The organism is Pseudoalteromonas piscicida, assembly GCF_000238315.3.
GTDB classification, from domain to species: domain Bacteria; phylum Pseudomonadota; class Gammaproteobacteria; order Enterobacterales; family Alteromonadaceae; genus Pseudoalteromonas; species Pseudoalteromonas piscicida.
Genome location: NZ_CP011924.1, coordinates 4,016,306 through 4,030,116 on the forward strand (window position 1 = coordinate 4,016,306; position 13,811 = coordinate 4,030,116).

Annotated in this window: 11 protein-coding genes; 10 read left to right on the top strand and 1 reads right to left on the bottom strand. The window is 46.8% G+C overall.

Annotated elements, in window-relative coordinates; genetic code table 11:
* Nucleotides 1-54 precede the first annotated feature (54 nt).
* Entirely contained in the window at nt 55-681 is a 627-nt protein-coding gene (locus PPIS_RS18220) for a hypothetical protein (protein WP_248694106.1), read from the bottom strand.
* A 344-nt stretch (nt 682-1,025) separates the two neighbouring features.
* On the opposite strand from PPIS_RS18220, the gene PPIS_RS18225 reads away from it, so the two are divergent.
* The 10 genes from PPIS_RS18225 (at nt 1,026) to mobF (ending at nt 13,774) form a co-directional block, all read left to right on the top strand.
* Complete coding sequence (locus tag PPIS_RS18225; protein ID WP_010368473.1) at nt 1,026-1,592, top strand: hypothetical protein; 567 nt, start codon at nt 1,026-1,028, stop codon at nt 1,590-1,592.
* Nucleotides 1,593-1,970: 378 nt separating this feature from the next.
* The gene (locus PPIS_RS18230; RefSeq protein ID WP_010368471.1) at nt 1,971-2,204 is read left to right on the top strand and encodes a hypothetical protein; all 234 of its coding nucleotides are present in this window, start codon (nt 1,971-1,973) and stop codon (nt 2,202-2,204) included.
* Nucleotides 2,201-2,950, top strand: coding sequence for a helix-turn-helix domain-containing protein (locus PPIS_RS18235; RefSeq protein ID WP_010368468.1), 750 nt, complete (start codon nt 2,201-2,203; stop codon nt 2,948-2,950). Before PPIS_RS18230 ends, PPIS_RS18235 begins: the two co-directional genes overlap by 4 nt.
* Before the next feature lie 2 nt (nt 2,951-2,952).
* Nucleotides 2,953-3,657: a replication protein P gene (locus PPIS_RS18240; protein WP_248694105.1), complete on the top strand. Its 705-nt coding sequence runs from the start codon at nt 2,953-2,955 to the stop codon at nt 3,655-3,657.
* A 345-nt stretch (nt 3,658-4,002) separates the two neighbouring features.
* The gene (locus PPIS_RS18245; protein WP_096040891.1) at nt 4,003-6,648 is read left to right on the top strand and encodes a tetratricopeptide repeat protein; all 2,646 of its coding nucleotides are present in this window, start codon (nt 4,003-4,005) and stop codon (nt 6,646-6,648) included.
* Between the two features lie 831 nt (nt 6,649-7,479).
* The gene (locus PPIS_RS18250; protein ID WP_010377282.1) at nt 7,480-7,944 is read left to right on the top strand and encodes a hypothetical protein; all 465 of its coding nucleotides are present in this window, start codon (nt 7,480-7,482) and stop codon (nt 7,942-7,944) included.
* Complete coding sequence (locus PPIS_RS18255; RefSeq protein ID WP_010377287.1) at nt 7,944-8,336, top strand: hypothetical protein; 393 nt, start codon at nt 7,944-7,946, stop codon at nt 8,334-8,336. Before PPIS_RS18250 ends, PPIS_RS18255 begins: the two co-directional genes overlap by 1 nt.
* Nucleotides 8,337-8,347: 11 nt before the next feature.
* The gene (locus PPIS_RS18260; protein ID WP_010377289.1) at nt 8,348-8,704 is read left to right on the top strand and encodes a hypothetical protein; all 357 of its coding nucleotides are present in this window, start codon (nt 8,348-8,350) and stop codon (nt 8,702-8,704) included.
* Complete coding sequence (locus PPIS_RS18265; protein WP_010377292.1) at nt 8,691-10,667, top strand: type IV secretion system DNA-binding domain-containing protein; 1,977 nt, start codon at nt 8,691-8,693, stop codon at nt 10,665-10,667. Before PPIS_RS18260 ends, PPIS_RS18265 begins: the two co-directional genes overlap by 14 nt.
* Nucleotides 10,664-13,774 carry a MobF family relaxase gene (mobF, locus tag PPIS_RS18270; RefSeq protein ID WP_010377294.1) on the top strand — a complete coding sequence of 1,037 codons (3,111 nt, stop codon included), beginning with the start codon at nt 10,664-10,666 and terminating at the stop codon, nt 13,772-13,774. The genes PPIS_RS18265 and mobF overlap by 4 nt, the downstream gene beginning before the upstream one ends.
* The last annotated feature ends 37 nt before the right edge of the window (nt 13,775-13,811 follow it).

The following is a 13,811-nucleotide window of genomic DNA, read 5'->3' on the forward strand; positions in this document are numbered from 1 at the left end:
TCAGTGAATAGCAATGGTCAGGGCCAACGATTTGCTGGCCCTGACACTTTGGAATTATTGGTAATCGACGGTGATATCGACCGTTCCGGAAAAGATCCCTTCCTCCCAGGTGCTGAGCTGCATGTATCCGCTGCTTGCTGTTGCTGGTTGGCGGTATGACCACGCGATGTAGAGTTCACCTGACGCAGAAGTAGTTGCTGCAACTGGTGCCGCGTTTATACCGACGCCTGTACTTGTTTTGGAAATCGCATCTGCGCAGTCAACAGTTGAAGTAGTTAGGTTGATTTTTGGTGTTCCAGAGAAGCTTAAGGTTGCTCCACCCGGCGCTGTTGGGTTAGATAGGTTGGTTATGGTAATCCCAATCGATTTATCCATATCACCTGTCACTTTTAAGCAACCGGGCTGTACTGTGTCCTCAGGATTTTGCGCCAAATAGGTCGCCCAACTTTTTAAAGAGAACCCGCCAGTTGGGGCGGCTCCCGGCAAGCGTTCCAACGTCATCGTGTACGGCTGAACTTCGACCACAGATAAAGCTGGCGGGGTTGCTGAAATTTGAGAAGTTCCCGTCCCTGTACCTGCATAAGCAGCGGCGGACGATAGGGAAATAACTACAGACAGGGCGGTGTATTTAAAAACTTGCATTTGTTGTATCTCCACTTGAATAAAAATGCGTTTTCGCATGGAGAATTTTGCGGGTGGGCGGCAGATATTTAGGCACGCCAAACTGCCCTTTTGGGACAAAATGGAAAAAAGATTAGGGTTACGATAATTACAGTAATGGAAATTTGTTCTGACGAAACAAACTTAACTGAATGAAATAATTGACCAATTTTGGTTTTGGAGTTGTTGACAACTCCCTTCTTCTTGCTATTATTTAGATAGGTAGCTGGCCTTTAAACAGCATATTATTTTAGCTGAGTTTAACTCAGCCCATTCAAATAGCCTATTCACAATTTGTGATTAGGACATCAGGAAGGCATGGGGTCTTTACCTGTTCATCGTTTAACACTTTGAGCGGGGGCTTTATGCAATCCAACATCTTAAAACCATTATCATTTTTACCAACTCGACATCATCTCAATCGGTGGGCGGTTGGCTATTATCTTGTAAAAGAAGGGTTTTCTACTTCCATTGTTATGGAAGAAACATCTTTTACTTATAAGCAAATAAGAAAAATAAGAGAAGATTTAGCCATCAAAGAACATCGCCGAGCGAATTATGGGCAGGATATTATGTCAAAGTCGGATTGGGTGAATTATTCATCTGCAATACAAATCTACTGTGAATTGCGTGAGAAATTAACTCATTTAGAATCAGTCCTTGAAGCATATTCATGGCTGAAAAGTAAAAATGATTTTGATATTTCAGGTTTTTATAAAGCCTGTACGGAAATAAGTGCCGGAGAAGCTTTTTTTGCTGAATGTGTACATTGCCAGAGTGAAGTTTTTAGTGGGCCTGGATTGAGAGATAAAGTTGTCAGTAAATGCTGTCCTACTTGTGGAAAGAGTAATTGGGAGCATCCAAAAGCAGATCACCGTCTTGGACATAATGTTACCCGCCCTAAATCTGGTGACCAACAACCGTTGTTTTGAGGAGATTTGTTATGTACACGCAAATTACAAAAATTGAAATGGTAATTGCTGGCTTAGTAATCGCAAGTTTGTTCGGAGTGGACATAATTCGAATCGCCAGCAAGATATTTACGTCCATATTAATAGTAAGTTTTTAAACTGGTGAGGTAGCTGGCCTCCCTAAACAAACAGCAGATTAATTGATTTGGTAAGCAAAAACTTTCACATGTGAAAGTTCCAATGCGAGTTCTGGGCTAAGTCCTGAGCGGCCTTGCAGGTTCCGGCCTGCCCGGTTAAAGCGTATCGCCATAACCCCCCGTTACTCAGGCGCGAATGGGGCGGAGCGCTATCAACAGCCGCGATCGCAGTGCCTCAACTTTTTATTCGTTGAGGTTTGTTATGAACGTACAAATTCACCCTTCTTATTTCCGCAAGATTGTATTGTCGGAACCATTTTCACAAATGATCGATGTGGCCGCAGCAAGTGGCTCAAGCACTCATTTTGTTTATGTGTTATTAGCGCTTTCTCGTTCAACAAAACTACCTACAGCATGTGTCAATTCATTAGTTGAAGAGGAGATTAATCGTCGCTCGATGGTGCGTTCAGATCGTGTCGCTGGAGGTAATGTATGAGTATCATCCGCAGGGCCCAAGGGTTGGAATTCACAGTCCTTCCGAACGGAACCATCCGCGATACACGCCTCTCACTCGACGCCTTGGGGCTGTTAGTGAAACTGATTTCACGTCCGCCCAATTGGGAGGTTCGCCCATACCAGCTGCAACAGGAGTGCTCGATTGGACGAGACAAGCTTCGCCGCCTGCTCGCTGAACTGGAAAATACAGGCTATCTAGTACGAATCAAATCGAGGCGATCTGATGGCACATGGGACTGGGTGTCCGAGGTGCACCAGGAGGCTCAAACAACCATGAACGGAAATTCAGGGCATGGTGCAACCATGGACGGGTTTTCCGTCGATGGATCAGCCGTCAATGGTTCACCCGTCGCCGGTAAAAACGGCGATATAAAAAAGACAGAAATAAAAAAAACAGAATCAAAAAAACAGATTAGAGAGAGTAGAGAATGCTCTCCCTCGCAAAAATTTACGCGTCGCGATTTGGTCATCACTAATGAAATGCGCAACTGGGCGGAATCTGTGACACCGCTCGTCAATATTGAATGGGAAAGTCAGATTTTTGTTGGCTACCCCAGTGGTCAGTCCCAACAGTTTAATTCCAAGGAGGCACTGGTAGGCGCATGGCGTACATGGATGATGCGAGGACAACGATATGCTGAGCAACAACAGGCATCTACTTCTGACCGTCGCTCTCGCTCTCTAGTTGATGATCTTACCGATACCTCATGGGCCGAGGGGTTATGACAATGGCTACACGAAACATCGCCGAAATCATTTCCTTGGATAGTCATGCCCGGACTGTCAGGTTTGGGCAAAATGAGGAGATTGTTAAACGCCTTCGCAAAGAACATCAGCCACATCCTGACCGCCTCCAGGAGGCGGCAGGCATCATCAACAAACTTTTTGCTGAACTCCAAGCTTGTTTCCCTGCATGGAAGCATAGCTTTCCAGGTCAGCACGACATTGCCGCCGCGAAACGATCATGGGCACGGGGATTGGTAGAAGCTGGTATCAGTTCTGAACAACAGCTCCAGTGGGGACTAAGGAAGGCTCGACGATCAGAATCCCCATTTTGGCCGTCGCTTGGGCAATTCGTTAAATGGTGCCAGCCAGATCCAGAAGATTTCGGTTTGCCCACGCCTGAAGTAGCGTTCAAAGAAGCGTCTAGAAACTCCCATCCGGCATCGGTTGACTGCAAATGGACACATCCAGCTGTTTACGTGGCCGCACGGGAGGCAGGCAAGTACGAGCTTGCCAATCTTCCTCGCGATAAAAGCTGGCCGCTTTTCCAGCGAGCGTACTCTATCACTGTCCGCCGAGTCTTGGAGGGGGAGGACCTCAGCGGAGAAATTCCGAAAGCCCTACCCCAAAAACCGGAACCGCGTTCGGTCGATCCAAAGGTAGCGCAGCAGCACATCGAGCGGTTGAAAAAAATGTTGAAGGGCGGCTAGTAAGCCTTCCTTAAATGAAAATGGACAGAAATGAGTTTGAGCCGAAAGGACGGCTCAGTGCCAGAAGCAGATCTTTAATGCTACTTTTTAAACTACGTTGGTCGGGTAAGTAGCGGAAACACGCCTCCCGACAATGATGATAAGAAAGCCCAACTTACCGCGTTAATGTGTGACCCCATGATTACCTATTGGTTTTTTAGGGACTAAAAACTGCTTGTTTTAGTCAACACACCAACTATATAATTCAATGACTTAAATAAACCTAACTACCGTATATTGAGGCAGCGTATTTTGCGCGTTTAACGCTTTTTCCAATGTATCAGTAGTCGGACAAGGATGCTCGTTTTGCGCTATCTAATTTTATTTTTGACGTTCTCTATCGGATTGCTCAGCCCTTCAACATGTTTTGCTTCTGATGCAGCTAATCAAGCCGCTGTAAAATCTCAAGCAGTAGTAGATCAAACTTGGCTGATTGGTCAGCTTATTGAGCTGCAAGCGAAAAGCGCAAAACTTGAAGCGACGTTACAGTTACAGAATGTAAGCAGGAGCGATTTAAAAAATGTCGAGGCAGAGCTAAATAGGCTGCAAGTTCAGCTTGTTGAAATGAAAGAAAAGCTAACCGCACAGACTGAAAACCAAGCTAAAGAACTGGCATCTTATGACCGTAGGATTGGCGACGTTAGTTGGAATACCAATATGTGGGGTCTCATTCTGACTGTTTTTGGCGCTATCATTACAGTTGCGGCTATCTTGTTAGGCTTTACGGCTAAAAAACGTGCGGTTGCAGAAGCACAAAAAGAAGCGCAGAAATACATCAAATCAGAAAGTCAGTGTCTTCTTGAAGCACAAGAACAAAATTTCAAAGACGAGCTAAAAAAGTATTCGACTAAGTTCGACGAGCTCCACGGGCAACAAGAAATCCAAGGAAAGCTTATTCATGTGCAAACTATTTTTGATAAAGCACGAGAAGATTTTAATGACAAAAACTACGGATCTGCACTTTTAGCTTTTGAAAAGGTGGTGGGTTATATCGGATCTAATACTGATCCAAGCTTGAAAGATTTCGCCAGCAGAGCGTTATTTGCTAAAGGCCTAGCCCAAGGCAAGCAAAATCAGTCTGAGCAAGCAATCCAAACCTACGATGACTTAATCGCTTACGTTGGTGACGACCAAACGCCGGCTTTGCAAGAGTCGGTTGTGAAGGCCATGCTCAACAAAGGCGTTACGCAAGGCCAGCTAAATCAGTCTGAGCAAGAAATTCAAACCTATAATGACTTAATTGCTTACGTTGGTGACGACCAAACGCCGGCTTTGCGAGAGCAGGTTGTGAAGGCTATGGTCAACAAAGGTGTTACGCAAGACCAGCTAAATCAGTCCGAACAAGAAATTCAAACCTATAATGACTTAATTGCTTACGTTGGTGACGACCAAACGCCGGCTTTGCAAGAGTCGGTTGTGAGGGCCATGCTCAACAAAGGCGTTAGGCAAGGCCAGCTAAATCAGTCTGAGCAAGCCATCCAAACTTACAATGACTTAATTGCTTACGTTGGTGACGACCAAACGCCGGCTTTGCGAGAGCAGGTTGTGAAGGCTATGGTCAACAAAGGTATTACGCAAGGCCAGCTAAATCAGCCTGAGCAAGCCATCCAAACCTACAATGACTTAATCGCTTACGTTGGTGACGACCAAACGCCGGCTTTGCGAGAGCCGGTTGCGATGGCCATGCTCAACAAAGGTGTTACGCAAGGCGAGCTAAATCAGTCCGAGCAAGCCATCCAAACCTACAATGACTTAATCGCTTACGTTGGTGACGACCAAACGCCGGCTTTGCGAGAGCCGGTTGCGATGGCCATGCTCAACAAAGGTGTTACGCAAGGCGAGCTAAATCAGTCCGAGCAAGCCATCCAAACCTACAATGACTTAATCGCTTACGTTGGTGACGACCAAACGCCGGCTTTGCGAGAGCCGGTTGCGATGGCCATGCTCAACAAAGGTGTTACGCAAGGCGAGCTAAATCAGTCCGAGCAAGCCATCCAAACCTACAATGACTTAATCGCTTACGTTGGTGACGACCAAACGCCGGCTTTGCGAGAGCCGGTTGCGATGGCCATGCTCAACAAAGGTGTTACGCAAGGCGAGCTAAATCAGTCCGAGCAAGCCATCCAAACCTACAATGACTTAATCGCTTACGTTGGTGACGACCAAACGCCGGCTTTGCGAGAGCCGGTTGCGATGGCCATGCTCAACAAAGGTGTTACGCAAGGCGAGCTAAATCAGTCCGAGCAAGCCATCCAAACCTACAATGACTTAATCGCTTACGTTGGTGACGACCAAACGCCGGCTTTGCGAGAGCAGGTTGTGAAGGCTATGGTCAACAAAGGTATTACGCAAGGCCAGCTAAATCAGCCTGAGCAAGCCATCCAAACCTACAATGACTTAATCGCTTACGTTGGTGACGACCAAACGCCGGCTTTGCGAGAGCCGGTTGCGATGGCCATGCTCAACAAAGGTGTTACGCAAGGCCAGCTAAATCAGTCCGAGCAAGCCATCCAAACCTACAATGACTTAATCGCTTACGTTGGTGACGACCAAACGCCGGCTTTGCGAGAGCAGGTTGCGATGGCTCTTAATCAAGTTGGGTTTACCTTGCTATGCCAGAGTAAGCCACTGATTCAGAAAAGTGAGTTTGACGGTGCTAACATACTCCTCAATCAAGCCTTAGAAAAATTTGAATTGGCGATTCGCGAGCGTGCCTCTGGTATCTGTATTGGCAACAAGGCATACGCCTTAGCGTTATTAGGTCAACTTGAAGGATCCGAGCAGGTGTTAGCGAAGGCTTTACGCGCAGAAGTGGATGGTGGTGAAACCTTGTACCAAGGAACGCTTGAGGATTTAGATATCCATCCTATAGAACAAGACAAAGTCTTCCGTGAAATCATTGAACAGCAGTGGGTCTTTTATCAGCAAGCGCTTAAAGTTAGCGGCGAATAGATTACCTGAAAGTGAAAGTGGGGTCGTCTCTTGCAGCTTATCGGAAAAATGGAGTCGTCTCTTGCAACTTGCAGCATTGAAAAAAACCTAACAGGCGACACCCTTTCACCCTTTTATCACGCCTGAAAATAAACATAATTTTAGGGGCGCTGGGAGAGTCCAGAGAAGGGTAAGCGGCAGCCCCTCTTTGGTTGCCGTCGCCAATGCGACAAAAAGCTGAGCAATGGAATCATAGTAAATGTTCAATTGCAGTGCTTCTCAATATAAAGACCAGAGATCTTCTATTCGCTCATTTGCGACACTCGACTAGACTCATTTTGGGGCAAAAGCGTGTTTTCGACCAGATGTTTACCATCATTTCTCCCAAATGAACTTGCAAAGGAAAAGTGACGAACTGAATGATGTACTGCCTTACATTGAATCCCGATATCTGTGATCTGAAGATTAAATCTCTCTACCCTGAGGCTTGTGTGCATTCCTTAAGCCCAGTCTATTGTAAAAACAAACCTGCATTCGTTGTTTATCTCAAAAGTCACTGAAACACCACCAATAGGTGGCTTTTAGATGACTCTGAGGGGGGGAGACTGTCTAAAACCTACTGAATACCACCAAAACACCACCAAAACACCACCAACAGGTCGCTTTTCGATGACGACCAAGGAAAGTTGTGGCTGCGCTACATCAGAAAGCCATCAACAGGTGGTTTTTGGGTGATATCTGCCTAATTTTACCCAGTTTCTGATTTGTCCAAATTGGGCAGTTTGGCGTGCCAACAATGACTCCCCTCTAAGTAAAAATAATCCTGATTTTAATCAATCAGGAGATAAACCAATGAAATTGATCACTTTAACTACTGCGCTCGTCGCTGTCGGTATGCTGGCTGGTTGTACAACCAAAAGCATTGATTCAATCACGATGGACCACTACTTCCTTAATGCCCGCGACCTGTTCGTTATTCACGAAAAAAACGGAAATGAGTCATGCAACGTGTCTCACGATACTGGCAACTCGGATCAATTTAAGAAAGATCTTGGTGAGATTCGGGAGACCATTTACAAGTATCAGTGTGACTCCATAGTGATTCATGGCCGGTATCTTAATCCTGAAGTTAAATTTCAATGGGATAATCGAGGTAAGAGACCTGTTTGCTCAGTAACATTAAAAACTAAAAATGAAGGTAAACATGGTTTATGGCCAGATGAACCAGCAGCCATCAGTCGGTCTTATGAATCAATGGCGGAGCTCAATTTACCAAACTGTGATTCCATTGATATCCGATGGCAGGAGGCTAAGTGATGCGTAATCAATTTAGTCTTAACAACCCTTATACCTGCCTGCATTGCTGCGGTAGCAGCTATCTAAAAATATTAGAGATCGCTGCTGAATCTAGTACCGCCGTTGATGCAATCAATACCATAGCTTCTCAGTTGGCACTTTTGGCAGCAGAGCGACGCGAATATTCTACCAGAAAACTAGCGGAACTATTTTCTTCAATCACCCCGAGCTTAGCGCTCGGGGACCCCATCTCACAGCAAGAAAAAGCCGTGCTTCGCCCGGATTTTTCTCCACACCCCACTCACCGCGAGTGGTCTGTCTCATCCGGCGCAGTAGCGCCTTCTGAGGGGACTCCCTGTGCCGCTGCACATGCAGAGTTGCATAGGAGTCACACGCAAGAGAATCAGGGATAAGGGGGACTACAATGGGAGTTTCTAAGGCGTACCGCGTACAAATATATCCACCTAGACAAGTACATATTTTGTTGAAGGAACTAGCTAAAGAATCAGGGCAAACGGTTAGTAAAACGGCGGTGTCTTTGATTGAGCAGGCATTAAATAATGACTCAACACTGCACGAAATCAGAAATGTACAAGTGGATCAGAAGGAGATTTATCAGCAGCTAATTAACCTGCTGTCGATCAACGTAGCAACCACCGATTTTCTGCTCAAAAAGACCTGCTCTGAGGATGAAATGGCTGAGGCTAAACAGGTCATTTCAGCTCGCACAAATGCTTTGCGAGAGTATTTCATTGGAGGTGCTGAAAATGGCAACGATTAGAAAAGGTCGAGTCGGTGACTTTGTTCGTGGTGCGGATACATGGCTTCATAGCCAGCAGATGTTGTTATTCAGCGGAATTTGGATCTTTCTGCCTGGTGTTTTGTTGGCGATTGTCGGTGGCCTGTTATACATCGGAATAGACGCCGATGAATGTGTCTTGCAAAACGCCAGTACATATCTTTGGGCACAATTGAAGGGACTAGTACAACCATTTTCAAGCGTGACTATAGGAACCTGTGTTGCCCTAGATGGACGCGACTCTCTGCCATCCTCTGTGGTGATAAATGAACCACTATTCCAGGAAGCTGCTGTTAAGCTTCTCAAATCCTTTGGATTGGCTTTCATTTCGCTCTTTGTATTGTACTTGCCTATTGGTGTTTATCTTGTTGTTAGGGCCGTTAAAAGAGGTAAGGAAATCAAAGAAGACAAATATATTCGAGGTGCGAAACTTGTTTCAGCCGAAAAATTGAAAGGAGAAATCGTAGAAAAGCATGGTGTTTCTGATTTAACCCTCGGCGATTTCCCTTTACCCACAGGATTTTCAAAAAAGCATACCTTGATTAGTGGCACCACCGGGGCCGGTAAATCTACTGCACTAACTCATTTGCTTAAAGCTATTCGTGCTCGTGGAGACCGAGCCGTGGTATATGACAAGAAAGGCGAGTTCGTAGAGATGTTCTACCGGGATAGAGTTGATCACATACTCAATCCGGCAGATAGCCGCTCACACCAATGGACTCCATGGGAAGAAATGGCCTCACCATTCGATGCAGACTGGATAGCTGAGACACTTTTACCCAGTTCTAATAGTAATAGCGGTTCTGAGAAATTCTTTACATCCGCTGCCAGAGCCGTTGTTTCAGCCGCACTTCAGAATTTATATCTAGATGGACCGAAGTCATTGCTTTCACTTCTTCGGGCGACAGCGTGGAATGACCTTGAGTTACTCAAAGAACTGGTTGCAGGCACTCCAGCAGCGACATATTTCAATGAAGATAACGAGCGAACTCTCGAAAGTATCCGTTCAACCATCGTAGATGGTGTTCGTCCACTTCGCCTGTTGAAAGAAGAGAATAAAAAAGGATTCTTCTCAATAAGAGATTGGATAGCAGAAGGCGATGAAACTAATGCCGATGATAGTTGGTTGTTCTTACCAGTACGAGAATCTGAAATAGAAATACAGAAACCTCTCATCTCGACCTGGATACAAGCTGCGGCCAAAGGGTTGATGGCGCGTGGGGTTAATAACGAACGGACTCTTTGGATTGTTGTCGATGAGCTACCAAGCCTCAAAAAAATTCCTGCTCTTTCAATGTTGATGGCCGAAGGGCGGGGTTTCGGTGCGGCTGTTGTTTTGGGTATTCAGGAAATAAACCAGCTAGAGGAAGAGTTCGGGAAAAACACCTCTAAAACCATACTTGGCTTATGCTCCACGCAGCTTCATTTCCGTTTGAATAATGCCGACACTGCGGAATGGGTCTCCAAGGTACTTGGTGAAGCTGAGCGTGAGGAAGTTGATGAAGACTTAAACTACTCCGCCGATGACATTCGAGACGGCGTTCGGGTCAGTTCTAAACGTCAAAACCGAAAAATTGTTCTTCCCAGTGAAATCATGGATCTGCCTGATTTGTCTTGTTTTGTCAAAATTTGGGGTGTGGAGAGTAAAGCCCGTATTGATATTCCTTTCTTGAGGCTTCCGAAGATCGCTGACGGTTTTATTCAAGGTGATGAGAATGAGACGGTTGGTATGCGCCTGCTCAATGCCGCACGAGCCTTAAAAATGGAAGCTGATGTTGGCTATGTTCCGAAAGAGATTTCCGATGAGCGGGACGTTGATGAGTTTAAAAGGCCAATACCAAGCCCAAGTGACTTAGAGCAGGAACTAAATTCAGTATTGGGAACGGTTGGAATGGATGATGATTTGGTATTTGGCCTGCTTGGGAAAGGAGGCAAAAAATCATGATGTCTGCGTCTTCTATTAAAAGTGCCGGAGCTGCCGGTCATTACTTTGAGCATGATGACTACTATGTAGACGGGCTATCTCCTTCCGCATGGGTAGGCTCTGGAGCTGAGGCTCTCAGTCTTGTTGGTGAGGTGGAGCGGGAAACTTTTAAATCACTTCTGGATGGGCGGCTCCCAGACGGTCAACAGGTTGGCACTTTCCGTGACGGCGAATGGAAACATCAACCAGGGACCGACCTCACTTTTTCAGCACCTAAGAGTGTTTCTATTCTGGCAGAGGTAGCGGGCGACAAACGGCTTCTCGAAGCCCATGACCGGGCTGTCCAAGCGGTACTTCAATATATAGAGAGCGAATATATTGTCACAAGGAATCGCAACCGTACTAAGGATACCGTTGAATACGAGAAAACAGGTTCGCTGGTCGCAGCCACTTTCAAACACACAACCAGTCGTGCCCTTGATCCTCAGCTTCACACACACTGCGTGGTAATGAACTTAACACAGCGAAATGACGGCCAGTGGCGCTCAACGGAGAATAAACCAATCTTCATTGACCAAAAGCACCTTGGTCTGGTCTACCGTCAATTTCTCGCTCAAGAGGTTGGTTCACTGGGCTTTCGACTAGAGCACCAGGGTAAAGATGGGACCTGGGAGATTGCTGGGGTAAGTAAAGATATTGTACGTGAACTGTCGAAACGATCAGAGGCAATCGGAGATGCGCTGGAGACTAGGGGAAAGACTCGTGAAACGGCCACGGCTGGGGAAAAGGAGACCGCCACGCTCGACACGCGGGATCGAAAAGTCGCTGCTGAGCGTGGTGAACTTCTGAATCGCTGGCATGCAGAATTGGGTGAAGAGAAGCTGACAGAATTGGAAGGGGTCATAGCTCTGTCTCGGGAGAATACCCCATCCCTGGAGCGGCAATCCGAGGCGATTTTGGCGCGGGTTCAATTAGCCAACGAAGCCGTCATGTGGGCGACTGAGCACCTTGGAGAACGTGATACGTCTTGGGCACACCACGATCTAGTCAAAGTGGCTAGCCGTTATGCCGGATCGCGAGTACTACTTTCTGATGTAACGAATGCAATTGATGCTGCAATTCGCAGTGGTCAGCTCATAGAGAAGTCGGTTAGAACCTTTGATAAGGTCAGCAAGCAAGAGATTGATGTTCGGGGATATACGTCGAAAGCGGCCATCGCCATCGAGGATGAGGTGATCAAGGAGGAATACCTTGGCCGCGACCGAGTTCAGGCATTGTGCAGCCGGGAACAGGCGGCTGCGGCCATTTCTAATGCCGAGGAGAAAGCCAACGAATTGGGGTACGAGTGGAGCGCTGACCAACGGAGAGCTACCGAGGGCATTCTGCTCACAGAAAATCGGATCGTTGGAGTGCAAGGGTTCGCAGGTACGGCTAAAACTACCTCCGTCCTACGAACTGTAGCTGAGACCGCGAGGGATATGGGGTATGAGGTTCGGGGGCTTACCCCTACGAATTCTGCTGGTCAGAGTTTGATTGATGGTGCTGAAATTCAGTCTGGAACAATTCAGTCTTTTCTGGCACAAAACCGCAACGAGTGGGTTCAAGAACGGAAAACTCATACCCAGATCGATAAAATTGATAAACGGTTAGAGCAAATCGAAAAAGCCCTCTCCAATCCATATGTTGATGAAAAGACTGGGGTTCGAATTCCCGAGAATTCGCCGCTCTATCAGAAACGACTCGACGAACTCCAATATGAAAGATCAGAGTTACAGGGAGAACGTGACGGTCTTGGAAAAATGTTGGAAAAAACTCCTCAACTTTGGATTGTGGATGAGTCCAGCATGGTAGGAACCAAGCTAATGCGAGACCTCTTGCAACGTGCGGGGCAATCGGGGGCTCGTGTCGTATTGACCGGTGATGTTCGTCAGCTAGCCTCAGTCGAAGCTGGTGCTGCTTTCAGGCAGCTTCAAAATTACGGGATGGAAACCTACCATCTGGAAGAAATCGTTCGGCAGACGAACCGAGGAACAAGGGATGCGGTATACCTCTCCCTAATGAAAAGGGCCTCTAATGCTCTAAGTCGGTTACAGGAGAGTGGCAGCACGATAAAAGAATTGGTCGCGCATAAGAAAAGTGGAAAAATTGACCATGAGAAAAGCGGTGAAGCCCGCAGACAAGAGCTTGTGACGGACTACATGGCTCTTGCGCCGCAGGAACGAGCCAAAAGTATTATCCTCGAACCAAGCCGAGAGGGCCGTCGTCGCACGAATGAATTAGTTCGTGATGCCCTTAAAAAAGAAGGTGCTCTGGGCGAAGAGCTGCATACTAACCAGCTATCACCAGTCGATGCAACCGAAGCTGAACGGCGTGTGGTGACATCGTATCAAAATGGGCAAATCGTCCGGTTTGCGCGTAGCTTCAAGCGTGAGGGCATCAAGAAGGGCCTCTATTATCAGGTTGTTGGTCGAGATAACCACGATATCTTGCTTAAGAAGTTCGGGGCCAATGAGCAGACTGAGCTGATTCGCTTCTCCCCTGAACGCTATGCGGCCAAGAACATCCAGATGTTCAACCTAGCTGAAAGTGGTTTGGCCGTTGGTGAGAAGATCGTGTGGCGTGATAATGATAAGCCAACTGGACGATTGAACAATGACACGGCCACGGTTGAGAAGATAGAAGGTACGAACGTAACCTTCAGACTTTCAAGTGGTAAAACTGGTGAGTTTGACATGTCCAAACTGGCTAATTCCCATTGGGATCACGGTTACGCCATGACTGTTCACACTGCCCAAGGTAAGACTGCCCAGAACGTGTTTGTGCACGCGGAAACCAACCGGGAAGCTTTATTGAACACGGAACAGTTCTACGTGCAGATATCAAGAGCAAAGGACCGCGTGTATCTCTATACCGATTCAAAAGAAGGGCTAGTTCGAGCTGTAGAGCAGCGATCAGGTCAAAAACAGACGGCTAAGGAAAGCCGTTACCAGTCTCTGGAACCGCTGGATCACTTGATTGATAAGCTATGGCAACAACCAGAGTCAGGACGCTCGTCAACGCAGACAACTGGTAAATCTCAGGCTAAAGGTATATCAAGAGGCGACAGTGAACGCAGTCTAACAAGATAATTGCAGTCTATTGTCCAAAAAGGGCAGTTTGGCGTAC

Bases quoted from the DNA above. Each gene is read 5' to 3' on its own strand.
- PPIS_RS18220 (WP_248694106.1), bottom strand. From the start codon at position 681: ATGCGAAAACGCATTTTTATTCAAGTGGAGATACAACAAATGCAAGTT.
- PPIS_RS18225 (WP_010368473.1), top strand. From the start codon at position 1,026: ATGCAATCCAACATCTTAAAACCATTATCATTTTTACCAACTCGACAT.
- PPIS_RS18230 (WP_010368471.1), top strand. From the start codon at position 1,971: ATGAACGTACAAATTCACCCTTCTTATTTCCGCAAGATTGTATTGTCG.
- PPIS_RS18235 (WP_010368468.1), top strand. From the start codon at position 2,201: ATGAGTATCATCCGCAGGGCCCAAGGGTTGGAATTCACAGTCCTTCCG.
- PPIS_RS18240 (WP_248694105.1), top strand. From the start codon at position 2,953: ATGGCTACACGAAACATCGCCGAAATCATTTCCTTGGATAGTCATGCC.
- PPIS_RS18250 (WP_010377282.1), top strand. From the start codon at position 7,480: ATGAAATTGATCACTTTAACTACTGCGCTCGTCGCTGTCGGTATGCTG.
- PPIS_RS18255 (WP_010377287.1), top strand. From the start codon at position 7,944: ATGCGTAATCAATTTAGTCTTAACAACCCTTATACCTGCCTGCATTGC.
- PPIS_RS18260 (WP_010377289.1), top strand. From the start codon at position 8,348: ATGGGAGTTTCTAAGGCGTACCGCGTACAAATATATCCACCTAGACAA.
- PPIS_RS18265 (WP_010377292.1), top strand. From the start codon at position 8,691: ATGGCAACGATTAGAAAAGGTCGAGTCGGTGACTTTGTTCGTGGTGCG.
- mobF (WP_010377294.1), top strand. From the start codon at position 10,664: ATGATGTCTGCGTCTTCTATTAAAAGTGCCGGAGCTGCCGGTCATTAC.